Origin of the sequence: Xylophilus sp. GW821-FHT01B05 (assembly GCA_038961845.1) — a bacterium.
Classification (GTDB): domain Bacteria; phylum Pseudomonadota; class Gammaproteobacteria; order Burkholderiales; family Burkholderiaceae_C; genus Xylophilus.
Map to the genome: position 1 here is coordinate 137,659 of CP152408.1, position 25,440 is coordinate 163,098.

20 protein-coding genes are annotated in these 25,440 nt (G+C 67.3%); 9 read left to right on the forward strand and 11 right to left on the reverse strand.

Annotated elements, in window-relative coordinates; genetic code table 11:
- Window positions 1-5: 5 nt before the first annotated feature.
- The 5 genes from AAFF27_00650 to AAFF27_00670 all read left to right on the forward strand — a co-directional run bounded on the left by AAFF27_00650 (window position 6) and on the right by AAFF27_00670 (window position 9,053).
- Entirely contained in the window at window positions 6-791 is a 786-nt protein-coding gene (locus AAFF27_00650) for a ParA family protein (protein XAH23731.1), read from the forward strand.
- 535 nt (window positions 792-1,326) lie between these two features.
- Entirely contained in the window at window positions 1,327-7,083 is a 5,757-nt protein-coding gene (locus tag AAFF27_00655; protein XAH23732.1) for an IPTL-CTERM sorting domain-containing protein, read from the forward strand.
- Between the two features lie 183 nt (window positions 7,084-7,266).
- Window positions 7,267-7,812: an alpha/beta fold hydrolase gene (locus AAFF27_00660; protein XAH23733.1), complete on the forward strand. Its 546-nt coding sequence runs from the start codon at window positions 7,267-7,269 to the stop codon at window positions 7,810-7,812.
- Between the two features lie 2 nt (window positions 7,813-7,814).
- Window positions 7,815-8,114, forward strand: a complete 300-nt coding sequence (locus tag AAFF27_00665) for a cupin domain-containing protein (GenBank protein ID XAH23734.1) — start codon at window positions 7,815-7,817, stop codon at window positions 8,112-8,114.
- 12 nt (window positions 8,115-8,126) lie between these two features.
- The gene (locus tag AAFF27_00670) at window positions 8,127-9,053 is read left to right on the forward strand and encodes a ParB/RepB/Spo0J family partition protein (protein ID XAH23735.1); all 927 of its coding nucleotides are present in this window, start codon (window positions 8,127-8,129) and stop codon (window positions 9,051-9,053) included.
- A gap of 76 nt (window positions 9,054-9,129) precedes the next feature.
- On the opposite strand, the gene AAFF27_00675 is transcribed toward AAFF27_00670, so the two are convergent.
- Genes AAFF27_00675 through AAFF27_00710 form a run of 8 tightly spaced genes read right to left on the reverse strand, consistent with a single transcriptional unit; the run spans window position 9,130 to window position 18,014 of the window.
- Entirely contained in the window at window positions 9,130-10,074 is a 945-nt protein-coding gene (locus AAFF27_00675) for a lysylphosphatidylglycerol synthase transmembrane domain-containing protein (protein ID XAH23736.1), read from the reverse strand.
- Entirely contained in the window at window positions 10,071-10,481 is a 411-nt protein-coding gene (locus AAFF27_00680; protein ID XAH23737.1) for a GtrA family protein, read from the reverse strand. Before AAFF27_00680 ends, AAFF27_00675 begins: the two co-directional genes overlap by 4 nt.
- A 7-nt stretch (window positions 10,482-10,488) precedes the next feature.
- A complete protein-coding gene (locus AAFF27_00685; GenBank protein ID XAH26350.1) occupies window positions 10,489-11,787 on the reverse strand; it encodes an NAD(P)/FAD-dependent oxidoreductase in 1,299 nt (432 codons plus the stop codon).
- 26 nt (window positions 11,788-11,813) lie between these two features.
- On the reverse strand, window positions 11,814-12,752 hold the full coding sequence (locus tag AAFF27_00690; GenBank protein XAH23738.1) for an NAD-dependent epimerase/dehydratase family protein: 939 nt from the start codon (window positions 12,750-12,752) through the stop codon (window positions 11,814-11,816).
- 25 nt (window positions 12,753-12,777) lie between these two features.
- The gene (locus AAFF27_00695; protein ID XAH23739.1) at window positions 12,778-14,472 is read right to left on the reverse strand and encodes a hypothetical protein; all 1,695 of its coding nucleotides are present in this window, start codon (window positions 14,470-14,472) and stop codon (window positions 12,778-12,780) included.
- 12 nt (window positions 14,473-14,484) lie between these two features.
- Window positions 14,485-15,252 (reverse strand): SDR family NAD(P)-dependent oxidoreductase, encoded by a 768-nt coding sequence (locus AAFF27_00700; protein ID XAH23740.1) that lies wholly within the window; start codon window positions 15,250-15,252, stop codon window positions 14,485-14,487.
- 21 nt (window positions 15,253-15,273) lie between these two features.
- Entirely contained in the window at window positions 15,274-16,587 is a 1,314-nt protein-coding gene (locus tag AAFF27_00705; GenBank protein ID XAH23741.1) for an FAD-binding oxidoreductase, read from the reverse strand.
- Window positions 16,581-18,014, reverse strand: coding sequence for a UbiA family prenyltransferase (locus tag AAFF27_00710; GenBank protein ID XAH23742.1), 1,434 nt, complete (start codon window positions 18,012-18,014; stop codon window positions 16,581-16,583). The genes AAFF27_00705 and AAFF27_00710 overlap by 7 nt, the downstream gene beginning before the upstream one ends.
- A 173-nt stretch (window positions 18,015-18,187) precedes the next feature.
- Here AAFF27_00710 and AAFF27_00715 point away from each other — a divergent pair, with 173 nt between their 5' ends.
- Together AAFF27_00715 and AAFF27_00720 are read left to right on the forward strand one after the other, a co-directional pair.
- Entirely contained in the window at window positions 18,188-18,925 is a 738-nt protein-coding gene (locus tag AAFF27_00715) for a class I SAM-dependent methyltransferase (protein ID XAH23743.1), read from the forward strand.
- 107 nt (window positions 18,926-19,032) lie between these two features.
- Window positions 19,033-20,100, forward strand: a complete 1,068-nt coding sequence (locus AAFF27_00720) for a peptidoglycan-binding protein (GenBank protein ID XAH23744.1) — start codon at window positions 19,033-19,035, stop codon at window positions 20,098-20,100.
- 65 nt (window positions 20,101-20,165) lie between these two features.
- Here AAFF27_00720 and AAFF27_00725 read toward each other — a convergent pair whose 3' ends face one another.
- Window positions 20,166-21,104, reverse strand: a complete 939-nt coding sequence (locus AAFF27_00725; GenBank protein ID XAH23745.1) for a LysR family transcriptional regulator — start codon at window positions 21,102-21,104, stop codon at window positions 20,166-20,168.
- A gap of 101 nt (window positions 21,105-21,205) precedes the next feature.
- Between AAFF27_00725 and AAFF27_00730 the strand changes: the two genes are divergently transcribed.
- Together AAFF27_00730 and AAFF27_00735 are read left to right on the forward strand one after the other, a co-directional pair.
- Entirely contained in the window at window positions 21,206-22,090 is an 885-nt protein-coding gene (locus AAFF27_00730) for an amidohydrolase family protein (GenBank protein ID XAH23746.1), read from the forward strand.
- A gap of 171 nt (window positions 22,091-22,261) precedes the next feature.
- The gene (locus tag AAFF27_00735) at window positions 22,262-23,104 is read left to right on the forward strand and encodes a tripartite tricarboxylate transporter substrate binding protein (GenBank protein ID XAH23747.1); all 843 of its coding nucleotides are present in this window, start codon (window positions 22,262-22,264) and stop codon (window positions 23,102-23,104) included.
- 49 nt (window positions 23,105-23,153) lie between these two features.
- Here AAFF27_00735 and AAFF27_00740 read toward each other — a convergent pair whose 3' ends face one another.
- On the reverse strand, window positions 23,154-24,275 hold the full coding sequence (locus AAFF27_00740) for an ABC transporter substrate-binding protein (protein ID XAH23748.1): 1,122 nt from the start codon (window positions 24,273-24,275) through the stop codon (window positions 23,154-23,156).
- A 56-nt stretch (window positions 24,276-24,331) separates the two neighbouring features.
- A complete protein-coding gene (locus tag AAFF27_00745) occupies window positions 24,332-25,411 on the reverse strand; it encodes an alpha/beta fold hydrolase (GenBank protein XAH23749.1) in 1,080 nt (359 codons plus the stop codon).
- Window positions 25,412-25,440: the final 29 nt, after the last annotated feature.

Consider the following 25,440-nt stretch of genomic DNA (forward strand, 5'->3'; position numbering starts at 1 on the left):
TCCACATGGCCAAAATCTTCTGCGTTGCCAACCAAAAAGGCGGCGTCGGCAAGACGACCACCTCCGTCAATCTTGCCGCCGGCCTGGCCAAGGTCGGCCAGCGCGTGCTGCTGGTGGATCTTGATCCGCAGGGCAATGCCACCATGGGCTCGGGCGTGGACAAACGCGCGCTGGAGTCCTCGCTGTACGAGGTGCTGGTGGATGGCGTGTCCATTGCCGACGCCCGCGTGCGCGCCGATCGCCTGACCGAGAGCGGCTGCGCCTACGACGTGCTGGGCGCCAACCGCGAGCTGGCCGGCGCCGAGGTCGAGCTGGTCGACCTGGAGCAGCGCGAGCAGCGCCTCAAGACCGCGCTGGCTGCGGTCGCCTCAGACTACGACTTCGTGCTGATCGACTGCCCGCCCTCGCTGTCCATGCTCACGCTGAACGGCCTGTGCGCCGCACATGGCGTGATCGTGCCCATGCAGTGCGAGTACTTCGCGCTCGAAGGCCTGACCGACCTGGTCAACACCATCAAGCAGGTGCACGCCAACCTCAACAAGGACCTGCAGATCATCGGCCTGCTGCGCGTCATGTTCGACCCGCGCATCACGCTGCAGCAGCAGGTCAGCGAGCAGCTCAAGGAACACTTTGGCGACAAGGTGTTCAACACCGTGATCCCGCGCAATGTGCGCCTGGCCGAAGCGCCCAGCTACGGCCTGCCCGGCGTGGTGTTCGACCCCCTGGCCAAGGGCAGCCAGGCGTTCGTGGAGTTCGCCAACGAGATGGTGCAGCGGGTCGGTCGGCGCTAGCACCGCGCCTGCCGGCACAGGTGGCCTGGCCCGCGCGGGCCACTTGCCGTCCCTTTCCCTTTCTGTCTGTGGCCTCGTCGGGGCATCGTGCCATGCCCCCCGCGCTGCGCCTCGGGTTCTTTCTTGGCCTGAGCGCGCCGCCCTGGCCAGATCCCGCCATCAATAAGTGCTTGCGACAGTTCTCCCCAGCAAACGGATTGGCCGCTCCGGGAAAAGCGCCTTTCCTGGCCTCCGCTTAAATTTCTCTGAACGTAATCGAGGTCACAAAGTAGCGACTTTGGCAACTAATTGTTGTCATTTCGCAGTGATTGTGCGTGGCGCTGTCTGCGCCGGGTGAGGCGGTTCCGACAGAACTGCAGCGCACCCGTTGCGAAAACCCGTTCATGAGCCAGCTCCCTCGCTTTCGTCGGTTGTAGCCAGTGGCGACGGCCCCTGCCTTTCAGCGGGGGCTTCGCAAGCTGCGCCTGTCTGGGTCATCCCGGCGGGCGACCTCGTCTTTTCGCCTTCCGCAAGCCCGCCAGGAGTGATTTTCACCATGCTGCAGCGCCTCTCGTCCCGTCTTCCGGCTGTCGCCGGTGCTTTGCGCACCGGCCTTGCGGCGGCCCTGTTGCTGCCCGGCATGGCGATGGCCACGGTCACCATCAACCACCAGTTCACACCGCAGGCCACCATTGCCCAAGGTGACGTGACGACCTATCGCATCACGATCGCGAACAGCTCAAACGTCCAGCTCACCAATGCCGCGGCTACCTCGCTGCTGGGTCCAGACATCACGATCGCCAGCCCCGGCGTGACCAGCACCACCTGTACCGGCGGAACCGTCACGGCGGTGGAGGGCTCCAGTACGGTGCAGTTGACCGGCGGCACCGTTCCGGCCCAGGTTGGCAATACAGCCGGCGAGTGCACCGTGGACGTTTCCGTGACCTCCACCGTGCCGGGCAACCACACCGTCACGATCCCGAAGGACACGGCACCAACACCCACCGTGGCGGGCTTCCAGGCCACAGAGAACGGCACCACGGTCTTCAACAGCACCGATGCCAACGTCACGCTGCTGGTCACGCTGCTGGCGCCACCCACCGGGAGCAAGAGCTACGCGCCCACGCCTGCCTATGTGGGCAAGCCGGTCACGCTGACGATCCAGCTGAGCAACCCGGCCAGCAATACCGGCAAGACCATGCCGTTGACGAGCTTCACGGACAACCTGCCATCGGGGATGTTGGTGGCGCCGGTGCCGAACGCGTCGGCGGTGTGCGCGGGCAGCGGCTTTGCTGCCGGCACGCTGACGGCCACGGCGGGGGCCTCTTCCATCACGCTGGATGGCGGCACGATCGGCGTGGCTGGCACCTGCACCATCACGGTCGACGTGGTGGTGAATTCCATCACAGGCACCAGCCAGACCTTCACCAACAGCCTTCCGGCCGGCGCCATCGGCAACAGCCGCGGCCTGAGCAGCCCCAGCTTTTCCCAGAACCTGGTGGTCAATGCGCCGGTCGCCCTCAACAAGTCGTTCAACCCCATCGTCATTCCGGTAGGCCAGCCCTCGGCCATGACCATCGTGGTGACCAACAATGGCGCGACGGCACTGACCAACGCGGGATTCACCGACAGCTTCCCGGCAGGATTGAAGCTTGCCGCAGCGCCCAACGCCACCGCGTCGTGTACCGGTGGCATCAACGGCACCGTGACCGCCACGGCCGGGGCCAGCAGCCTGCAGCTCTCCGGCGCGACCGTGCCGGCCGGCGGCACCTGCACGGTCACGGCCAACGTGACGGCGGATAGCGAAGGTGCGTACGCCAATGCCATTCCCGCCAATACGGTCACCAACGCCGAAGGCATTGGCAGCCCGGCGGCCAGCGCCACCCTGACGGCCTATGGCGAACTGCGTGTCTCCAAATCGGTGTCACCGACCAGCATCGGTCCTGGCCAGTGGGCGCAGTTCTCCATCACGGTGCAGAACTATTCCGGAGCGGCGGTGACCGGTGCCTCGCTGCGGGACGACTTGCCCCAGGTCCCAGGCAGCCAGATGGTGCTCGACTACTCCGCCGCCCCGAGCGGTTGCAGCTTCGCGTTCGGCAGCTCTTCTGCCTCGCAGAACCAGGACGGCGCGCCGTCGCTGGTGGGCACGGGAGGCACCATCCCTGCAGGCACTGGCACCACGCCGGGCTCCTGTACCGTCACGTTCCGCGCCCGCGTACCGGAAAACACAGCAAAGGTGAATTTCATCAACAGCCTGCCTATCGGCGCTGTGGGCATCGGCCCGGGCATGCAGAACACCAACACAGCGAGCAGCACCGTGGCCATCGTGGATGCCGTGGTGCTTGGCAAGGCGTTCAACCCCAGCTCCATTGCGCAGGGCCAGACCTCGGTACTGACGCTGACCCTGGCCAACCGCTACGTGTCCGCGCTGGGCGTCAATTCCCTCACGGACAACCTGCCCGCCGGGGTGGTTCTGGCCGCCAACCCCGCCGCCACCAACACCTGCGGCGGCGCGCTGCAGGCCGCGCCCGGCGATAACAAGATCGTGCTGACCGGGGCCGCCGTGGCCGCCCGCCCGGACGCCGCGGTGGACAGCAGTTGCACGGTGACGGCCCGGGTCACGGGCAGCGCGCTGGGGACCTATACCAACACGATCACGCCGGCGCAGCTCGTGACCGCTTCTACCGCGCAGATCGCCGCCGACGTGAGCGCCAACCTGACGATCACCGCGGGCCTCAGTGCGACCAAGAGCTTCAACCCGACGTCTGCGGCGCAGGGCGGCCTCTCGCGAGCGACCGTGCGCGTCACCAACCAGACCAATGCACAGTTGACCGGCGTGTCGATCAACGACAGCGGCCTGGGCGGCGGCCTCTCGCTGGCCAACCCGGCCAATGCGGCCAGTTCCTGCGGTGGCGCCACGGTGCTGACGGCCAACCCGGGCAGCACAGGTGCGCGCCTTGATGGCGTGGTCCTGCCTGCGGGCGCGAGCTGCGACTTGTCGTTCGACGTGGTGGCCAACGGCGCAGGCCCCTGGACCAACACCATTCCCGTGAACCAGATCACCAGCGCGGAAGGGGCCTACAACAGCGTTGCGGTCACGGCCACCCTGGGCCAGCAGAGCGCCCAACTGGCGCTCAACAAGTCGTTCAACCCGGTGATCGTGACCGGCAACCAGCCCTCGCTGCTGACCATCGACGTGGTCAATACCTCCTCCACGGCGATTGCGGGCACGTCCTTCACCGACGCGTTTCCGAAGGGGATCGTGGTGTATTCGGTGCCGGATGCGCAGACCACCTGCGTCGGCGGCACCGTGGCCGCTACGCCAGGCGGCGGCCTGGTTTCGCTGACAGGCGCCACGCTGGCGCCCAATGCCTCCTGCCAGGTCAAGGTCACGGTCACGTCCGTGGAATTCCTCAACCTGACCAACACCATTCCGGCCAGCGCTGTGAAGAGCCAGGGCGGCTACACGAACGCCCAGCCTACGTCTGCCACGCTGTCCACGCTGGAAGGCTTGGGCGTGTCCAAGGGCTTCGAGCCGGCCTACATCACGCCGGGCCAGACCTCGCGCCTGAAGATCCGCCTGGCCAATACCTACAACCCCAATGTGAGCAGTGCGCTGACCGGGGTGAGCTTTACCGACGTACTGCCTGCGGGGCTGAACTTCGCCAACAACCCCAACGCCACCACCACTTGCTCCAGCGGCACGATCACGGTGGCGGGGAATGCGCTGACCCTGTCGGGTGCAACGCTGGTGCCGAACGGCACTTGCGAGCTGTTGGCAGACGTCACCACCACCGTTCCCGGCTTCTACCTCAACCAGCTTGAGGCGGGCGCAGTGACCACCGACCAGAAGGTCACCAACCTGGTGCCGGCCGAGTCGACACTCAACGCCGTGACCGCGCCGACGATTGCCAAGCAGTTCGCGCCGACCACGGTGACCGTGGGCCAGTCGTCGCTGCTGACCGTGACCATCACCAACCCTGCGTCGGTGGCGCTGACGGGCGTCTCGCTGACCGACAACCTGCCGCCCGGCCTGGCGGTGTTCAATCCCGCCAACACCAGCACAAGCTGTGTCGGCGGCGCGGTGACCGCCTTGCCTGGCAGCGCCAAGGTGACGCTCAACGGCGCCAGCGTGCCCGCCAATGGCAATTGCCAGTTCCGCGTAGCGGTGGTGGCCTCCGAGCCGGGCGTGCTGACCAATACCATTGCGGCGAACGCCATCCAGAGCAATGAAGGGCTCACCAACGGCAACCCGACCGATGCGCCGCTCACCGTGCTGGCTCCGCCCACGGTCAGCAAGGCCTTCTCGCCTGCGCAGATCGCCGCCAATGGCACCAGCACGCTGCGCATCCGGCTGGAGAACAGCAATGCCGCAGCCATCACGCTGACGGCGGCGCTGGTCGACGCCCTGCCGGGCAATGTGCTGGTGGCCAGCCCGCCCAACATCAACGGGAGCGTGCCAGGCGGGGAAACCGCTTGCACGGCGGCATCCATCACGGCCGTCGCCGAGGCGATCAACCTGGCCTATGCGAATGGCGCAGCGATCCCGCCGGGCGGTTGCACGATCACCGTGGACGTCACGTCGGCCATGAACGGCGCCTACCTGAACACCATTGCCGCAGGCCAGCTCAAGACCACCGCAGGCGACAACCCCGAGCCAGCCATCGCCACGCTGGGCGTCGGCCAGCCGGCTGCGCCGACGCTCGTGAAGTCGTTCAGCCCCACCACCATCGACGTCGGCGGCGCCTCGGTGCTGACCATCGTGCTGGGCAACCCGAACGCGACCGCCGTGACGCTGACCAGCCCGCTGACAGACACGCTACCCGCCAACGTGCTGGTGGCGACGCCCGCCAACATCGGCGGCACCTGCACCGTGGCCCAGGTCACGGCATCGGGCTCGGCCGTCACCTACGCCAGCGGTGCCACCATCCCGGCAAACGGCTGCAGCATCTCGGTCCGTGTGACCTCGGCCACCGCGGGCTCCTACACCAACACGATCGCGGCCGGGGCCCTGGTGACGGATGCCGGCACCAATCCCACGCCAACCCAGGCCGCGCTGGTGGTCAAGGCTGCCACTGAGCCCTCGGTACTCAAGGCCTTTGCCCCGAGCACCATCAACCCCGGCAGCATCTCGCGCCTGACCATCACGCTGAGCAACGGCAACCCGGGCCCCGCGACCCTGACAGCGGCCCTGGTGGACACCTTGCCGGCCAACGTGCTGGTGGCGACGCCTGCCAACATCGGCGGCACCTGTACCGTGGCACAGGTCTCGGCAGCGGGCTCGGCCGTCACCTACGCCAGCGGCGCCACCATCCCGGCGAACGGTTGCACCATCCAGGTCGATGTCACCTCCAGCGTATCGGGCGGCCCGTATGTCAACACCATCCCGGCCGGTGCCCTGCAGACCGACCTGGGCAACAACGGTGCACCCGCCGTGGCTGAGCTGCTGGTCAATCCTGGCCAGCCGCCCAGCGTCAGCAAGGCCTTCGTGCCGGCGTCCATTGCAGCCGGCGGTATCTCCACGCTGACGATTTCGCTGGGCAACGGCAACGCGGGTTCCGCGACCCTGACGGCGGCCCTGGTGGACAACCTGCCTGCGCCCGTGGTCGTGGCCCCGACGCCGATGCTGGTGGTGAGCGGCGGCTGCAGCGTGGCTGACGTGGTCGCCGTGGCGGGTGCAAGCTCGGTCACCGTCCGCTCGGGCACCATCATCCCCGCCGGCGGCTGCGCCATCTCGGTAAGGGTGACGGCCAGTACGGCCGGCACCTACACCAACACCATTCCGGCGGGCAGCCTGCAAACTGACCTGGGCAACAACGCAACGCCTGCACAGGCCACGCTGACCGTACCCGGGGCTGGCGGTGTTGCGGCCCTGTCCGGCAACGTGTACCACGACCGCAATGACAACGGCGCCATCGACGCTGGCGAGGAAGGCATTGCTGGCGTGGAGCTGCGGCTGAGCCTGCTGACCGGCAACGGCCTGGTCGTGGTGGGCACGACGACGACGGACGCCAATGGCCACTACAGCTTCACCAACCTGGTGCCGGGCACCTATACCGTCACCGAAGTCCAGCCCGCTGGCTGGAACGATGGCAAGGACACAGCGGGCAGCAAGGGCGGCAGCACATCCGTGAACGACGTCATCAGCGGCATCGCGCTGGTGGCCGGTGACAACGCGACGGACTACAACTTCGGCGAGCGGCGCCCCACGAACGTGGCAGGCATCCCGACGCTCAATCCCTGGGCCCTGCTGCTGCTTTCCCTGGCGCTGGGCTGGATGGCAGTGCGGACCCGCGGAGTCCGCCTGCGCTGAACCCACAGCCGCCGGAAAACCGGCGGCTGGTTTCCCCGGCAACCCGCTGGCGCCTTGCGCCAGCGGGTTGCTTGCTTTGGGCGGATGCGTCGGCCCTGTGCGCCAAGGTAGTATCGCTGCCACATCTACCACCCCGGGGCGCCCAGTGCCTTGCGGCGGCATGGGCACCCCATCATTTGCAGCGTGAAACAAATCTCCATCCTCACCCTTCCCGGCTGGCAAGGCAGCGGCCCCGATCACTGGCAGAGCCGCTGGGAGGCGCTGCACGGCTACCAGCGCGTGGAGCAGCACGACTGGCAGCGCCCGCTGCGCGGCGACTGGAGCGCACGCCTGGAAGAAGTTCTGCTGGGCTGCAGCGGCCCGGTCGTGCTGGCCGCCCATAGCCTGGGCTGCCTGCTGGTGGCGGCCTGGGCCGCGCACTCGCGCAACACCGACCGCGTGCAGGGCGCGCTGCTGGTGGCCCCGCCCGACATCGAACGCGAAGACATCCGCCCGCTGCTGCCCGGCTGGGCGCCCGCCGTGCGCCAGCCGTTGCCCTTTGCCAGCGTGCTGGTGGCCAGCGAAAACGATCCCTACGGCAGCGCCGCATCGGCCCAGGCGCTTGCCCAGGCCTGGGGCTCCCGCTATGTGAGCGCTGGCTCCGTGGGCCACATCAATGCGGAATCCGGCCTGGGCGACTGGCCCGCGGGGCTGGCACTGCTGCAGGGCCTTGGCCGTCCGGCCGCATGACCATGTCACACACCAATCTGCTGGCGCTTGCGCAAGCCAACCCCCAGGCCTGGACATCGCGCATCTGCGGCCAGGCCGCGGGCGCCAACCTCAAGGTGCTGCGCATGGACGCAGCGGCCTACCCCGACGAATCCCACGACTTTGACGAGGCCCTGCTGGTGCTCGACGGCTGCATGAACCTGGATATCCACGGCGAAGTCGTGGCGGTCCGATCGGGCGAAGTCTTCATCGTGCCTGCCGGGGTGCCGCACGCGGTGGCGCCCGGCAGCCACGGCACCCTCGTCATCATCGATCAGTCATAAGAAAGTATTTCCATGGCCACCAAGAAACCCAAGGGCCTGGGCCGCGGCCTGGAGGCCCTGCTCGGCCCCAAGGCCAGCGAAGCCCCGGCCGACACCGCCGCCGCAGAAACCGGCGTGCCCAGCACCCTGGCCCTGGCCGAGATGGTGCCCGGCATCTACCAGCCGCGCACCCGCATGGACGAAGGCGCGCTCTACGAGCTGGCCGAGTCGATCAAGGCCCAGGGCATCATGCAGCCGATCCTGGTGCGCCGGCTGCAGAGCGGCGACCACGCCGGCAAGTACGAAATCATCGCCGGCGAGCGCCGCTTCCGTGCCGCCCGCCTGGCCGGCCTGGACAGCGTGCCGGTGCTGGTGCGCGACGTGCCGGACGAGTCGGCCGCCGCCATGGCGCTGATCGAGAACATGCAGCGCGAAGACCTCAACCCGCTGGAAGAGGCGCAGGGCCTGCAGCGGCTGGTGAAGGAATTCGGTCACACGCACGAGCAGGCGGCCCAGGCCGTGGGCCGCTCGCGCAGCGCCGCCAGCAACCTGCTGCGCCTGCTGAACCTGGCCGACCCGGTGCAGACCATGCTCATGGCCGGCGACCTGGACATGGGCCACGCCCGCGCCCTGCTGTCGCTGGACCGCGCCGCCCAGATCACCGCCGCCCACCAGATCGCCGCGCGCAAGCTATCGGTGCGCGAGGCCGAAGGCCTGGTGAAGAAGATCGGCGCCGAGTTCAGCCTGGCCGGCCAAAAACCGCCGGCTTCGCGCAAGGAGAAATCCAGCGACCTGCGCCAGGTGGAAGAAGAGCTGGCCGACCTGCTCATGGCCGAGGTCGAGGTGCGCGTGAAGAAGCGCGTCAAGCGCCACGGCCGCACAGAAGAAATAGGCGAGCTGGCAATACAGTTCGGCTCCCTGGAGGCGCTGAACGGGCTGATCGAGCGGCTGCGGGGTTAAGCAGGCGCCCCTGCGCGCGATTAAGCGTGCCTATTCATAGTCAAATATGCCTCTAGCCCAGGCACCACCTGGGCTGTTAGCTATCAATTTGATATGGCTTTGCGGCCCGCTCCAGTGCCGCAGCGGCCACGAAGCCGCACAGCACGGCAAACCACAGCGTGGCCACGCGGATGCCCACCGCTGCCAAGGCGGCCAACCCCAAGGGCACGGCGTGCAGCGCCAGCAGGGCGACGATGGTGGCCTCGGTGGTGCCGATGCCCGCCGGCAGCATGGACGCAGCCCCCGCCAGCATGGCTGTGGGGTAGATGGCGGCGGCATCGCGCCATGGCAGCGCAATGCCCAGGCCGTCCAGTAGCCACGCGAAGGACAGGGCGACGACGCCCCAGGCCGCCAGCCCCAGTCCCAGCGACGCCAGCAGGTCCGCAGGGCGCAGCCAGGCCCTGCAACCCGCCAGTCCGAGCGCGAGCGTTCGCCCTGCGCGCGCCAGGCGCGGCCATCCCTGGCGGCGCAGCCAGGCAGCGCTGCGCAACAGCCAACCGGGCCGCGCTGCGGTCAGCGCCACCATGCCGGTCATTCCCGCCACGAAGGCCAGCAGCAGGGCAAACAGCGGCCGCGCCGGAATGGCCAGCGCCGCCAGCAGCACGACCGACAGCAGATCGAACGCGCGCTCGTAGATGAAGGCCGAGATGGTGCGCGCCGCCGGCACACCAAGGCGCGCAAAGTAGCGCACGCGCACCAGTTCGCCCACCTTGCCGGGCGTGGCGGTGAAGGCAAAGCCCGCGAGATAGCAGAGAAAGCCCGTGCCCCAGGGCGTGCGGTACCCGGCGCGGCCCAGCAGCCAGCGCCAGCGCGTGTAGCGCAGCACATAAGAGGCAAAGGCCAGCGTGAGCATGGCCGGCATCCAGGCGAGCACCTGCGGCAGCTGCTGGAAGACCTGGTTGCGCGCGTCGGCCCAGACCAGCGCGGCCACGTAGGCCGCGGTGCAGGCCCCGGCCGCAGCGACGGCGTGGGCCGGCTTCATGGCCGGTCGGCGAAGGACCAGCGCTTGTGGCCCAGATAGCTGGTGAACACCGGCACCGCCACGCCCACGGCATGGGCGATCTCGGGCACGAGATGCGTCACGCCCAGGGCCGGCAGCACCAGGCGCGCCAGCAGCATGCTCACGGCCCAGGTCTGCACCACGGCGACGAGGTTGACCAGCACGAAGAAGCCGGCGGATTTATGCGCCGACTGCTGGCTGCTCTTGAACACGAAGGCGCGCGCCAGCACAAAGGCCGTGACCATGCCCACGCCGTAGGCCAGCACCACGGCATACGAGAACGGCATCCACTGGTTGAGCACGATGCGCGCGATGAAATTGGCGAGCGCGGCCACGCCGCCTGTGACCAGGAAGGCCACGAACTGCCGGGAGCGGAACTGCGCAAGCATGGCGCGCCTACGACCGCGCCGCGGCGGCCTGCCGGGCCATCTGGCGGCCGAAGCCGATGCTCTCGGAAATGCCCCGGTCCTCGGGGTAGTAATACGAGGTGTCGGCTACCCACAGGCCCTGCACGGGCAACTGCACGGGCGGCAGGCTGTCCAGGTAGTTGGGCGGGCAGATGGGCTGGGCGTAGCGGTAGCGGCTGGCGCGCAGGGCCAGAAAGTCGCTGTCCTGCAGTTGCGGGTTGATGGTCTTCAGGTAGCTGCGCACCTTGTCGAGGAAGGCGGAATCGGGCTCGGCGAACTTCGGGTGCTCGCCCGGCATGTAGAAGGGCACGTAGACCACCGACTGCTCCAGCGGGCGCAGGTTGCTGTATTCGACCAGGCCCGGGATGTCCATGTCCGGGTCGTTCACGTTGAGCCAGAAGTTGCCGGTGACGGGCCGGCGCAGCTTGGCGATCACGCAGACCACGGCGATGTTCTTCAGCGCGCCGTACTGCGCCAGCAGCGCGGGCGGCAGGTCGGGCATGGTGCGCGGCACATAGGGCAGGGGAATGGTGCTCACCACCTTGTCGAAGGCCTCGAACCCCTGCGCGGTCTCCACCCCTTGCACGCGCGCTTCGTCCATGCGCACGCGCGTGACGGGGGTAGACAGGCGGATCTCGCCGCCGTGCTGGCGGATGTCGGCGGCCATGCCGTCGAGCAGCGTGGCCGAGCCGCCCTCCAGGTGGCCCAGCTTTTCGCGCATGAGGCTGTAGCGCGAGCGGCCGATGCGGCGGATGCGGCTCCAGATCCACGCGGCCGAGAGGTTGCTGGAATAGTCGTAGAACTTGTAGTCGAACAGGCGGCGCCAGAGCACCTCGTAGGCCTCCTTGCCCACCCAGCGGCGGATCCAGCCCGTGGCCTCTTCGCCATCCAGTGGCTGCCAGTTGGTGCGCTTGGTCGACAGGAAGGCGTGCAGGCCGTAGCGGAACTTGGCGACCAGGCCCAACCCTTGAAAGCGCAGCAGTGCCATCGGGTTGCCCCAGGGCTGCAGGCGCTTCTGGAACCAGTAGCCCATGCGCGTCTCGCGCCAGCGCATCTGCCCCGCCAGGCCCAGCTCGTCCAGCACCTGGAGAAAGGCATGGTCGGAGGTGCAATGGAAGTGGTAATAGCGCTCGATGGGCAGGCCATCAAAGTCGAACATCGCGGTCATGCCGCCCACGCGATCGTCGGCCTCGAAGACCACGGGCCGGTGGCCGTCGCGGGCCAACTGGTAGGCCACGGCCAGGCCCATCGGGCCGGCGCCGAGCACGGCGATGCGCTGGCCCGGCATGGCGGGGGAGCTTGCGGGTGCGCTCATCAGAACTCCAGCACCACGCGGCTGTACTCCGGGTGGTTGAAGGTTTCGTGGATGGCCTCGGCGAAGGGCGTGGCGCGCACGCCAAAGATGCCGGGCCAGTCGATCACCTCGAACTCGTCATGCGCCACCAGCGCCTTGAGCTGGTCGGCGGTGAAGGGCGGGTCTTTGTCGAACAGCGCCCACAGTTTGAGCAGCAGGTAGAAGAGGCCGTAGGGAATCTTCACGATCCACGCGCCTGCGCCCGTGGCGGACTTGATCTGGCGAATGATGTCGATGTAATCCACCTTCTCCAGGCCCGTGATGTTGAACACGCCGCCCACGCGGCGCTCCTTGATGCAGCGCACGATGATGCGGCTGAAGTCCGCCGCATAGAGCGGCTGGCGCATGTAGCGGCCATTGCCGGGAATGGGGAACACCGGCACCTTGCGCATGAAGCGCGACAGCCAGCCCAGGTGCTTGCGGTCGAACCAGCCGAACATCAGTGTGGGCCGCAGCACGACGCAGGGGATGCCGCTGGCGAGCACCATCTCTTCCTGCCTGCGCTTGGTGTCGGTGTAATGGTCCTTGGCGACCGACTCGACCACGGAGGAGCTGATGTGCACGGTGTAGGGCACCTGGTGGCGCTGGATCAGCGCGAGGATGCGCTCGGTGGAGGTGAGGTTGTTGCGCACGAAGGGCTCGGCCTGCGGCGCGCCGATCTGCGCCTGCAGCATCACCACCGCGTCGGCGCCCTCGAAGTGGCGCTCCCAGTCGCCGGGCTCGGCGAGGTCGGCGTATTCGGCCGTGATGTCCGGGTGCATCTGCCGCAGGATGGCCAGGTTCGCGGCGTGCTTGTCGAGCACCACGAGGTTGCGGTAGCCCTGCAGCTTGAAGTGCGCGACGAGGTTCTGGCCCACGAGGCCGGCGCCTCCTGGCAGGATGATCCTGGAGTTCTTCATGGAGTGTTCAGAAGGTGTGTAGGCATCACTGGGTCGCCGATACGGAAACGGGGACCGAGCAGGCCGTCCCGGGCGCGATGAGCGTTACGGTCGTGGACATTGCCTCGGAGCGCAGGTAGGCCGTGAAAGTCAGCTTGTGCGCCGGTGCCTGGTCCTTGTCTGTGGCGGCGACCTTTCGCCAGCGATCCGGAATTCCGTATCCCACGATGGTCCCGTCGGGCGCAGCCAGACGCACCGATGGTGGCTCGGTTTGCGAATCGGGGAACAGGGTCCCTGAAACGGCCACGAACCGAGGGTCCTCGGGCAGCGTGCGTACTGCATCGATCGATCCGGCGCATCGGGCCGGCAAGGGTTCGGCGTGCGAGCCCAGGGCGCCAACGGCATCCACCAGCATGGGCTGGCCAAATACTCCTGCGCCATCCCGCAGTCCCTTGTCCACCAGGTTTTTTGCGTAGTTGAAGTCCCACACCAGCATGCCGACGCGCTGGCCGTCCTTCACGCCCAGTGTCAGCGCGAGCGCGCCAGTCAGGCGCAGGTGCCCGATGTTGTTGCGCTTCAAGTCGGATGCCTGGACGGCAAGCATGGCCGCCAGCAGCCCAATGAGCACTGCCGCTGCCACGGCCTTCCCACGCGAGCGCAAAGCCAGAAGCTGAGGTGTGTACAGCACGCCCAGTGCAGCCCAGGCCATGAGCGTGGGTGTGGTGTATCTGCTTGCCAGGGCGGTGCCCATTCCAAGGGGCAGGCGCCCCCCGCTCGTGGCGAATGCGATGCCAGCGATGTAGATGATGAAGGCAAGCAACGAGAGGTCCAGCGCATGGGAGCGAGGGGCCCTCAGCGCCGGCACCAGCTTGACCAGGAACAGCGCCACGAACAGCACTCCGAAGCACTGGCCGATCCACAAATGCGCATACAGCTGCTGCGTGAAGAACTGAAATGGCCCGCCCAGGTACTGCAGCGTGTACTGCACCATGCCCAATGGCTGCTGCCGCAGCGTGTCGAGCATGCGGGGATGGCCGGGCGGGGTGGCATAGCCCTGCATATAGACGGTGACGCAAACAGCCGCCAGCACAGCCAGCATGGCCACGCGGCGCCAGCCCATGCGCATCACGGCGGCGTAGAGCACCATCATCGGCAGCGCCATGACGCCGTTGATCATGGTGCCCACGCTCAGAACCCCTAGTGCACAGGCGGCAGCAAACCAGCGACCGATACCGTCCTCGCTGGTTGCGCGAAACAGGCAGTACAGCCCAAGCAGCGGCAGCAGTTGGGAAAGGAAGAACTGGCTCTGGAAGGGCCACGACAGGTTCTCCTTCTGCACCCAGGACAACAGCCAGATACAAAGGCAGGCCGTCGCACCAAGGAGTTGTGCCCGGGAAAGGGGCTCCGCACGCGCCTTCAGAAAAGCCCAGAACGCGGCAACGTTGCACAGCGCGAGCAGGTAGTTCACCACGAGCAGGAAGGCGAACTTGCCACCGAACCAGACGTAGTCCATCCAGAACAATGCCCGGGAGAGCACGATGCGGTGTTCATTGCTCTGCTGCCACCAGGCAGACCAACCGGCCCCCTCGTGCAAAGCGGTGTAGAAATCGAGCGATCCCCACATGTCCCATACGGGAACGGAGGTGTGGGCGCGCCACCCGGCCACTGCGCCCAGCAGCACAAAGAGAGCCGCCAGACCGATCAGGCCATGGGTGACAAGGGAGCGGGGAGGCGTTGCCATTCGTTGCATCGCTCAGATATCCATCTTGTGAAAAACCACGCGCGGCAGGTTGCGGATCACCGCCATGATCAATGCCCATTTCGCGGGCGCATACACCACCGGCGTGCCGCGCGCCATGCCGCGCACCACGGCCTGGGCAACCTGCTCCACGCTGGCCAGCTTGGCGCCGCGTGCCTTCAGGTGCGCCGTCATGGGCGTGTCCGTGGGGCCGGGCTTGACCAGTACCACCTGCACGCCCGTGCCCGCGAGCCGGTGCTGCAGGCCTTCGGCGTAGCGCTCCACCAGCCCCTTGGCGGCACCGTAGACATAGTTGGATTTGCGCCCTCGGTCGCCGGCCACGGAGCCGATGATGCCGATCGTGCCGCGCCCGAGCGGCTGCATCAGGCCCGCGAAGGCTTCGGCGCACAGCGCAGGCGACAGGCCGTTGACGGCCATGGCCTCTTCGGCGCTGGCCAGGTCGGTCTGGCACTGCGGCTGGTCGGGCAGGCTGCCGTGGGCGATCAGCACCACGTCGGGCACGCCTTGTGCGGCCAGGCGCTGCACCAGTGCGGCGATGGAAGCGGCCTGCGTGACGTCGCCGGCCAGCACCTCGACGCGGGCCTGGGGCTGGCGCACCTGCAGGTCGTCGGCCACGCCCTGCAGCCGGGCCGCGTCGCGGCCCACGAGCACCATGCGGCCAATGCCGCCAACGGCCAGCCATTGCCGCGCGCAGTGCTGCGCTATCAGCGAGGTGGCGCCCACGATGACGACCGTCTTGGATTGGTTGAGTGTGTCTTGCATTCTGGTTGGATTCGCGGGATGTCAGTCGCCCATCAGGCGCAGCGACATGGCTGAGCGGATGTTCGGGTCGCGGTAGGGAAGGAACTGCGCCAGGCGCGGGTAGCCGGCCTCGAACAGCGCGCGCGGCATGCGGGCGTCCTTGGCGGGGTACAGGCGCCCGCCGGCTTCGGCCACCACGGCATCGAGCTGCTCGAACAGCCGCAGCGTGCGCTCGCCCAGGTTGGGAAAGTCCAGCGCCAGCGTGACGCCCGGTTGCGGAAAGCTCAGCAGGCCCACGGACTCGCGGTTGCCGAAGGTCTTGAGCACGCCGAGGAAAGAGCCCTGGCCCGAGGCGGTGATCTGGTGCAGCAGCGCAGCCACCGCGTCCGGGCCATGCGGGCGCGGCACCACGCACTGGTACTGGTAGAAGCCGCGGCGGCCATAGATGCGGTTCCACTCCTGCAGGTTGTCCAGCGGGTAGGAAAAGGGTTCGTAGTGCTGCAGCGCGCGCCCGGCGCGGCGCCGGTTCAGGTGGTAGTAGGCCGCGTTGAAGGGGCGCAGGCTCAGGCGGTTGACCAGCGACACCGGTGGCGCGAACGGCACGGTACGCTGGTGATCGCGGGGCGGCTGCGCGCCGGGCGGGGCATCGGGGGCCGCGTTGGCACGCAGAAAGATGCCACGCGTGCGGCCTGGGTCGCCGCCCGAGAGGCAGTCGATCCATGAGACCGTGTGTTCCCACCCGGCCTCGGAGGCATCGGCCAGCGCGAAGAATTCGTTCAGCGATCCGTAGGGAAGGGTCTCCGTGTCCAGCCAGGCGCTGGGCACGGGCCGCAGCCGCAATGTGGCCTGCGTGACCACGCCCGTCAGGCCCAGGCCGCCCACGGTGGCGGCGAACCAATCCGGGTGTAGCTGCGGGCCGCAGCGGATCAGGGTCCCGTCGGTGCGCAGCAGCCGCAGCTCTTGCACATGGTCGCCAAAGGAGCCGTGCACGTGGTGGTTCTTGCCGTGCACGTCGTTGGCGATGGCGCCGCCCACGGTAGCCAGTTGGGTGCCGGGCGTCACGGGCAGCATCCAGCCGCGCGGCGCAAAGCTGCGCTGGATGTCGCGCAGCAGCATGCCGCCTTCGCAGGTCAGCTCGCCGGTAGCCTCGTCCCAGGCAATGAAGCGGTCCAGGCCGCGCATGGACCACAGCGCGCCGCCGGGGTTCAGGCACACGTCGCCGTAGCTGCGTCCCATGCCGAAGGCCAGGCCGTGCTGGCCCGGATCGCGCGGCAGGTGCGTCAGCGGCCTTTCCGAGAGGACGCGCAGGTCGTGGTCCTCGGCCGAAAGCCGGCCCCAGGAGCGCACGGCTACCACGGGTATCCCACGCTTGCCGCGACCAGGGTCAGGCCGAAGAGCAGGCCCGTTGCGAGGCTGGCCTTGTCCTTGAAGGCAAATACCAGCGGGTCGTCATGCATCTCTCCGCGCACCGTACGCAGCCACATCCAGCTGACCCAGAACACCATGAGGGGAACGGTGGCCCAGATCAGCTCGGGCGTGCTGTACATCACCAGCACGGCTTCGCTGTTGAGGTACAGCGCCAGCACCACGACGGCCGTGTAGCCCGCCGTGATGCCCAGGTTCTGCACGATGGGCGCGTCCGACGTGAGGTAGCCACGCCCGTGGGCCTGCGTCTTGCCGGCAGCCTGCTGCACCATCAGCTCGGCATAGCGCTTGACGAAGGCCAGCGACAGGAAGAGAAAGCCCGAGAACGCCAGCAGCCAGAACGACATGGGCAGTGCGATGGCGGCCGCTCCGGCGACGATGCGCAGCGTGTAGAGCACCGCCAGCGCAATGCAATCCACCAGCACCAAGCGCTTGAGCGCCAGCGAATAGGCCCAGGTGATCGTGAAATACACCAGCAGCCACGCGAAGAAACCCGCGCCCACCTGCCAGGCCAATGCAAGGCTGGCCACCGTGAGCACCGGGACCACAGCCACGCCCTGCCACGCTGCGAGCGCACCCGAGGCAAAGGGGCGCCGGCGCTTGCGCGGGTGCCGCCGGTCGCTTTCCAGGTCGAGCAGGTCGTTGGCCACATAAACCGACGAGGCGCACAGGCTGAACGCCAGGAACGCCACCAGCAGATCGCCCCAGGCTGCCCCGTCCGCAATGCGGTGCGCGGCCAGCAGCGGCACGAACAACAACAGGTTCTTGAGCCACTGGTGCAGGCGCAGTGCCTTGCGCCAGGGCGTGAGTCCGGCCGGCGCGCGCGCGAAGCGGTCGGCCACGTTGCCCAGGGACTCGGCGCGGCGGGTGACGGCGTCCGAGGCGTTGACCACAATGGCCGAGCGCGCGGCCTGCCACACCGCCACATCCGCCTGCGAATTGCCGGCGTAGTCGAAGCCGCGCTCGCCGAACGCCTGCACCAGCGCGGCCGCCTTGGCTGACCCGGCGAGGTTGGTACTGCCGTCGCTGGCCATTACCTGGTCGAAGCACCCGAGGTGGCGTGCGATGGCGTCTGCAACCGTGCGGTCCGAGGCCGTGCACAACACGATCTGCCGCCCGCCCGCGTGCTGCGCGCGCAGCCACTGCAGGAAGGGCTCGTTGTAAGGCAGTGTGGCGGCGTCCATCTGCACGCGCTGCCCGATCTCTTGCTTGAGCACGGCCTTGCCCCGGGAGAGCCACAGCGGCATGGCCAGCACACGCCACGGCGCATCCCGCAGCAGCTGCAGCGACGACTCGTGCAGCATGTCCGTCAGGATGAGCGTGCCGTCCAGATCAACCACCAGGGGGAGCGCTGGCAACGGATCGTGGGCAGAAAGCGGCGGACCGGACGGTGAGAGCAAAAGAGGCCTTTTTGAAACGGAAAGACGCAGCGACACGGATGATCAGTAGCGCTGTGGGGTGAGGGCGCAGGGCAGGGGCGCATTGTAGAAGCGGTGATGGCGCGACACTAGGCACTTTGGACCCGTCTCCCATGATGTCGCGCCTGCCCTGGCCCTTGCCTGCCCTGATCGTCTGGTCCCTGGCGTGGCTGGTATTCGTCGGCCTGCAGCAGCAGGCTTCGCCGCTCGTGGCGCTGGTCGCCGGCTGTGCGGTGGGCACTGCAGCCAGCCTGCTCGGCGCCAGTTGGTGGCGGCGCATGCTGATTGCGGCGGGCTTCCCGCTCTCGGTGGCCCTGGCCGGTGCCGCCGTCTTGCCCGCATGGGCCTGGCTGCTGCCACTGTCGCTGCTGTTGCTGGTCTACCCGCTCAACGCCTGGCGTGATGCGCCGGTGTTCCCCACGCCGCGCAAGGCGCTGGACGGACTGATGGCGGCTGCGCCGCTGCCTGCTGGCGCGGCCGTGCTGGACGCCGGCTGCGGCCTGGGCGACGGCCTGCGCGCGCTGCGCCGGGCTTATCCACAGGCCCAGCTGCATGGCATCGAATGGAGCTGGCTGCTGCGGCTGGTGTGCGCGCTGCGTTGCCCCTGGGCGCGCGTGCGGCGCGGCGACATCTGGCGCGCCGACTGGAGCGGCTACGCGCTGGTCTACCTGTTCCAGCGGCCCGAGAGCATGCCCCGCGCCTGGGCCAAGGCCTGCGCCGAGCTGCCGGCGGGCGCCTGGGTGGTCAGCCTGGACTTTGAGGTGCCGGGGGTGGCCGCTAACAACTGCTTGCATCTATCAACCGGCCGGCTGCTCTACTTGTACCGCCTGTCGAAAAAAGCCGCTTGCTGAGAAAAATTACCGGCGCCACCGGTTGCCAGCGGCTTGGCGTGCCACTTATCCTCGCCGCTTCGCTTTTTTACAGGCCCGTAACATGGGCCGCGTTTTCGGGGACCTCCATGCACTCCATCCAGAAATTGCCCTTGGCCTGCGTGGCCGCCGCCGCCCTCCTGTTGACGGGCTGTGAAACCACCGACATGAAGATGGGCAGCGCCGACGCCAAGACCATGGCCACCGGCTCTGCCGCTGGTGGTGCCACCGACGGCGCCAGCAGCCAGCTCGAGCGCTGCGAGTCGCCCCTGGGCACCGTGTCGCTGAACGAGAACCAGAGTGCCGGCTGGTACACCATCCTGCGCAACGAATACAAGCTGCCGCCCACGGCCAACCTGCTGCGTCTGCTGGTGCAGCAGTCCAACTGCTTCGTCGTGGTCGAGCGCAGCGCCGCCGGCATGAACGCCATGAGCCGCGAGCGTGCACTGATGCAGTCCGGCGAAATGCGCCAGGGCAGCAATATGGGCGCTGGCCAACTGGTTGCCTCCGACTACGCGTTGACGCCAGAAGTTGTCTTCAACAACAACAACGCCGGCGGCGTTGGCGCCAACCTGAGCAGCGCCATCGGCGGTCGCTACAGCGGCCTGGTCGGCGCGCTCAGCGGCAGCTTGAACACCAAGGAAGCCAGCACCATGCTGACCCTGGTCGACAACCGCTCGGGCGTGCAGGTGGCGGCCTCGGAAGGCAGCGCCTCCAAGACCGACTTTGGTGCCATGGGCCGGCTGCTTGGCAACTCCGGCGGTGCCGGACTGAGCGGCTACAGCAACACCGCCGAAGGCAAGGTGATCTCTGCCGCCTTCATGGACGCCTTCAACCAGATGGTGCGCGCGCTGCGCAACTACAAGGCGCAAAGCGTGCGCGGCCAGGGCCTGGGCGGCGGCGGCCGACTGGGCGTGGACGGCGCGGCAGCCCCGTCGCAAACCTCGGCACCGCGCGCCGGTGCTGGCGGCGGCGGTGTCGGCATGTCGGTGCGCGACGCGCAGGCCAAGCTCAACGAGCTGGGCTACAACACCGGCACGCCCGACGGCGGCATGGGCCCACGCACCGCAAACGCGCTGCGCGCCTTCCAGAAGGACCGCGGCATTGCGCAGACGGGCCGCCTGGATGCGGCTACGGCCGGTGAGTTGTCCAAGTAAATTCCGGCTCTCGTGAAAAAGGCGCTGCCAGTGATGGCAGCGCCTTTTTTCATGGGCCAGGCTGCTCAGCCCGCACCCGTCAGGTGTTGCAGATGGGACTTGGTGTACGCCTCCTGAAAAATCTGGTGGATGAGTTCCCGGAACCATCGGTGACCCGCATCGTGGTCATTGCGCGGATGCCAGACGGCATCAATGGACAGTCCCAATTCGGGCAGAGGCATGGGAAGCGCCACGCAATCCGAGCCGGAGAGGACGCTGTCCATCCAGTGCGCGGGCATGGCGGCAATCAGGTCTGTGGATTCGATCACGGGAATCATCCCGAGCCAGGTCGGGACCTGGATCATGACCCGCCGTGCCAGCCCGCGCTCGGCCAGAAGTTCATCGAGGATGCTGCTTCCCACGCCTGAGACCTTCAGGTGTCCAAGCTCCAGGTATTTCTCCAGGGTCAGGGGGCCTGATGCCGCCGGGTGGCCCTTTCGCATCAGCACCATCCATTGGTCATCCAGTATGCGGCGGGAGGCGGAGAGAACCGACTGCCCCCGCGAGACGGACAGCCTGATCTCCACGCCTTCGTATTCCACGCGATCCAAAGGCTGGCGTACGTCGAAGGACTGGACGGACAGGCTGATGCCGGGCGCCACGGCACGCAGGTGAATGCACAGCTGGGGGAGCAGCAGAACGCCCACGTAGTCGGACAGCCGCAGAAGAAAGCTGCGCCGGGCCTTGGCGGGATCAAACTCGCCGCTGACTTCTATGGCTTTCTCGATTTCGCTGAAGGCCTTGCGGAAGCTCATGGCCAGGCGGGCGGCTTCGGGCGTGGGGGCCATGCCTTCTGCGGTTCGAAGCAGCAGCGGATCCTTGAACTGGGTTCTCAGGCGCCGCAGTGCATGGCTGACGGCAGAAGGTGTGAGGTCTAGCCTTGCGGCGGCCTTGGCCACGCTGCGCTCTTCGAAGAGTGCTTCAAAGATGACCAGGAGGTTGAGGTCGATGTTGCGGAGGTTCACGGACGCCTGATGAATGCGATTCACTATGAAGATGACAAAGATGATCTTGACTAAGGTCTGGCCATCTTAAAACAATAGGTTCGGCTTTCAAATAACTCCAAATGGAACCGCTTCAAATGAATGGCCGGATCGACACCGCTGAAAAATCGGCGGGCGGATGCAAGGAAAGAATATTTCCGCAGGGTTCTTGCGATACGCATTTCCATGTTTTTGGGCATCCGCATGAATTCCCATTCATCACGGAGCGCTCTTATACGCCGGCCCCGGCATCTATTGCCGATTATTGGGCGTCTTTTCGACCGGTGGGCGTGGATAGATGCATTCTGGTGCAGCCCAGCGTATATGGCCGTAACCATGAATTGCTCAAGCTGACGCTCAAAAATGCCGTCCCCGGCAGCATGCGGGGCGTGGCGGTGATTTTTGAAGACACGCCGGACAGTGAAATCGAAAGCCTGCACCGGCTGGGCGTGCGGGGCGCCAGGTGCAACGCGCTGTTCTCGGGTGGTGTTTCGGTATCCAGCCTGCAATCCATTGCGGATCGCATCAAGAGCCTGGGGTGGCATATCCAGTTGCTGGTGGACGTAGACTGGGCTCCTGATCTGCCAAAGCTAGTAGCCGAAATGGGTTTGCCGGTAGTGGTCGATCACTTCGGGCATCCGTCGGTCCATAAGAACGTGGGTGGCCGCGGCCTCCGGAATCTTCACAGCCTGCTCGAAGAGGGGCGCGCATGGGTCAAGTTTTCTGGCGCCTATCGGCTGTCGGAAACAGCGTCGGCCGTCGACCCTTCCCTGATTCCGCTCGCTCACTCACTCGTCCAAGCCAATCCGGATCGTATTTTGTGGGGGTCGGACTGGCCACATCCCGGGATCAATGCGCATTCGACTTCCAGTAGCGAGCTGGCGGGAGCCGTATTTGACTGGTTGCCTGCCGGGAATATTCAAAAAGTCATGGTGGATAACCCCACGCAGCTGTACTGGAATAACTAATCCATCACGAGGAGGCATCAATTGTCAAAGAAAAAAATCGGCCGCAGAGGCTTTATTCAAAGAGGCGTGTCGGTCGCTGCGTTTGCGGCGGCTTTCCCCGCCATATCACAGACCCGCGTCTTTCCGTCGAAGCCGATTACCCTGATCGTGCCTTTTGCGCCAGGGGGGAATGTGGATATCGTGGCCCGCACGCTGGGCCTGCCTCTGGCCCGGTATGCCGGGCAGCCCGTGGTTGTCGACAACCGGGCGGGCGGTGGCGGCGCCGTGGGGACGGGCTGGGCGGCGCGGGCCGAGCCCGAAGGGCATTCGCTGCTGGTGGCCACGCCAGGTCAGCTGGGAACGCTGCCGGAGATGATCAAAGTCCCCTACCGGGCCGACAGCTTCGTGCCGGTTGCCGTGGTCAGCCGTACGCCGGTGGTCGTGGTGGTGCGCGCCAACGATCCGCGCTTCAAGACCGCGGCGGACTTCCTCAAGGCGATCAAGGCCCAGGGCGAGAACGTGACGGTGGGGCATGCCGGCCCGGGATCGCCGAACCACCTCGCGCTGCTGCAGCTGGAGGACGCCGCCAAGACCCGCGTCAACACCGTGCCCTACAAGGGTTCGGGGCCGGCCCTGCTTGACCTGATTGGCGGCCAGATCGACGCGGTGGTGGACCAGATCACCAGCTCCACGCCGCACATCAAGGGCGGCGCTCTGCGCGCGCTGTTCGTGCTGGGCCCCCAGGCCGGCGGCATGCTTGCCAACGTGCCGAACCTGGCCCAGCTCGGTCTGCCGACCTTCGACGCCACCACCTTCGTGGGGGTGTTCGCCCCGAAGGGCGCGCCGCCTGCCAACGTGAAAAGCCTCTACGGCTGGATATCGAAGTCGGTGGCCGAGCCGGAGTTTTCCAATGTGATCCGCGAACTGGGAAGCGAGCCCTTCCTTGAAGGCGCGGGCGTCCTGCAGCGCCTGGTCAATGAAGAGGCGGTGCTGGCGGCTGGCCTGGTCAAGCAGGGCCGCCTCAAGGTGGAGTAGCGGCGCCTGTCACCGCGCCCGCCACCGCGCCCATGTGCGCATCAGCGGCTCAGCGCACAAACGTCCCCTCGCGCGTGACCTGCACCAGCTCCACAAAGTTGGAGCCGGTGTGGCCGCCGCTGCTGAAGTCGATGTCCATGCCGCCGATGCGGAACTTCAGGGCGCGCATGGTGGCCGCCAGGCGGGCGCGGGTGGGGTCGCGGCCGGTGCGCTTCAGGGCTTCGATCAGCATCTGGCCGGTGAGGTAGCCCTCGAAGCTGTAGTAGTCGACCGGCGCCTGGGCCTGCTTGGCCAGCTCGCGGAACTCTTTGGCCGTGGTGTCGACCTGGCTCCAGGGGTAGGGCACGACCTGGGCGATGACCAGGCCGCGTGCCTTGTCGCCGGCGATCTTGGCGGTGAGCTCACCCGCCACGATGGACATGCCGTAGAACATCGGGCGGCTGTCGGTGCTGCTGGTGGCCTTGATGAACTCACCGGGCAGCGGGCCGCCCAGGTACATGATGACCACCTGGGGCGGCGTGGCGGCCAGCGCCTTGGCGGCTTCGCCCACGTTGCTGCCGTCGCCCTTGACGGCGGCAATCGCCACCGGTTTGAGCTGGCGCGCGTCCATCGCGGCCTTGAGCAGGTTCAGCGCCTCCACGCCGCCCGGGTTGTCCAGATAGGCGATGGAGATGCGCGTGGTGCCGACGGTGGCCAGGTGCTGCACCAGCACCTCGGCCTCGCGCTTGCCGGTGGCGCGCAGAAAGTAGGCCGATCCGGTGACCTTGTCGCGCGCGCCGTCGGCCACGGCAAAGCCGCCGACCAGGGGCGCGCCGCTGCGCTGCAGGATGTCGGCCGCTGCCGCCGTGGTGGCCGAGCCGCCGCAGCCAAAGAAGCCAATCACGCCATCGTTCAGCAGCCGCTCGTAGTTGGCCAGCGCGCGCTCGGGCTTGAGCTCATCGTCGATCGACTGGATGCGGATGTTGCGGCCATAGATGCCGCCCTGGCGCCGCGCCTGCGCAAAGGCCAGCTCGGCGCCGACCATGCGGCCCTTTACCGGCACGCCCAGCGGGCCGCTGAGGATGGCGGTCTGGCCGAAGACGATTTCCTTGTCGGTCACACCGGGCTCGGCCCGGGCGGCGCCCGCCAGGCACAGGCCTGCGGTCGCCAGCATCATGCTTCTGCGCTGCATACGAGGGTTTCTTTCAGGGGAAGGCCCGGCGCGCGCGGCGCCGGGCTGGGGGCGTTTTACGGAGCAGGCGCGCGCGCGGGCACCGTGGCCAGGAAGTCCTGCAGCTGCTGGCGCCAGAGCTTGGCGATCACGGCGGTGCCGTGGCCGCGCGTGTCTTCGCTGCCCGGGATCATGTACAGGCGCGCGTTCTTCACCTGCTTCAGGTCGCGCTCCATGGTGCCCAGCTCGGGCGGGTTGCGCTCGTCGTCCAGCGCGTTAATGGCCAGCACCGGCGCGGCGATGGCGGCCAGGGCCGGCACCGCGTTGTAGTCGCGCGAGGATTCCCATTGGTAGAGCACGTCGTTGGCGTCGGCGGTGTAGGGCGCGGCCAGGCGCTCGGCCAGCAATTGGTCGGCCTTTTCGCGCGTGGGCGCGGCCTTGTAGAAGGCCTGCGAGCCGCCAGTGGTGGCGATGTTGAAGTAGACGTTGGCGGCCTTCATGCCGCGTGGCTGGGCCGTGTAGTTGCCGCCGTTCCAGTCGGGGTCGTTGCGGATCGCGTCGATCAGGAAGCGGCGCATCAGCCAGTTGCGGCCCGACATCTCGCTGGGCTGCGAGGCCAGCGGCACCAGTGCATCCATGAAGCCGGGGTACTTCTCGCCCCACAGCCAGGTGTGCATGCCGCCCATCGAGTAGCCCAGCACCACGCGCAGGTGGCGGATGCCCAGGCCTTCGGTCAGCAGGCGGTACTGCGCCTGCACCATGTCGTCGTAGTTGTAGGCCGGGAACTTGGTGCGCAGGCCGTCGGAGGGCTTGGCGGATTTACCGGCGCCGATCGAGTCCGGCAGGATGATGAAGTACTTGCTGGCGTCCAGCGGCTGGCCGGGGCCGAACAGCTCGCCGGCGAAGGCCGGGGTCAGCATGCCCGCGCCTGACGCGGTAGTGCCATGCAGCACCAGCACCGGCTCGCCGGTGGGTGCGCCCACGGTGCGGTAGTGCAGGCGCAGTTCGGGCATGACTTCGCCGGTGTGGAAGCGGAAGTCACGCGCCGTCCAACTGGCCTCTTTGGCGGCCGGATAGTCGGCTGCCCAGGACGTTGCGGCCAGCAGGCCAAGAGCCGCGCCCGTTAGCGCGGAGAACAGTCGACTAGGGGTTTTCATACTGGCTCTTTGATGTAACGAGGCGTAGT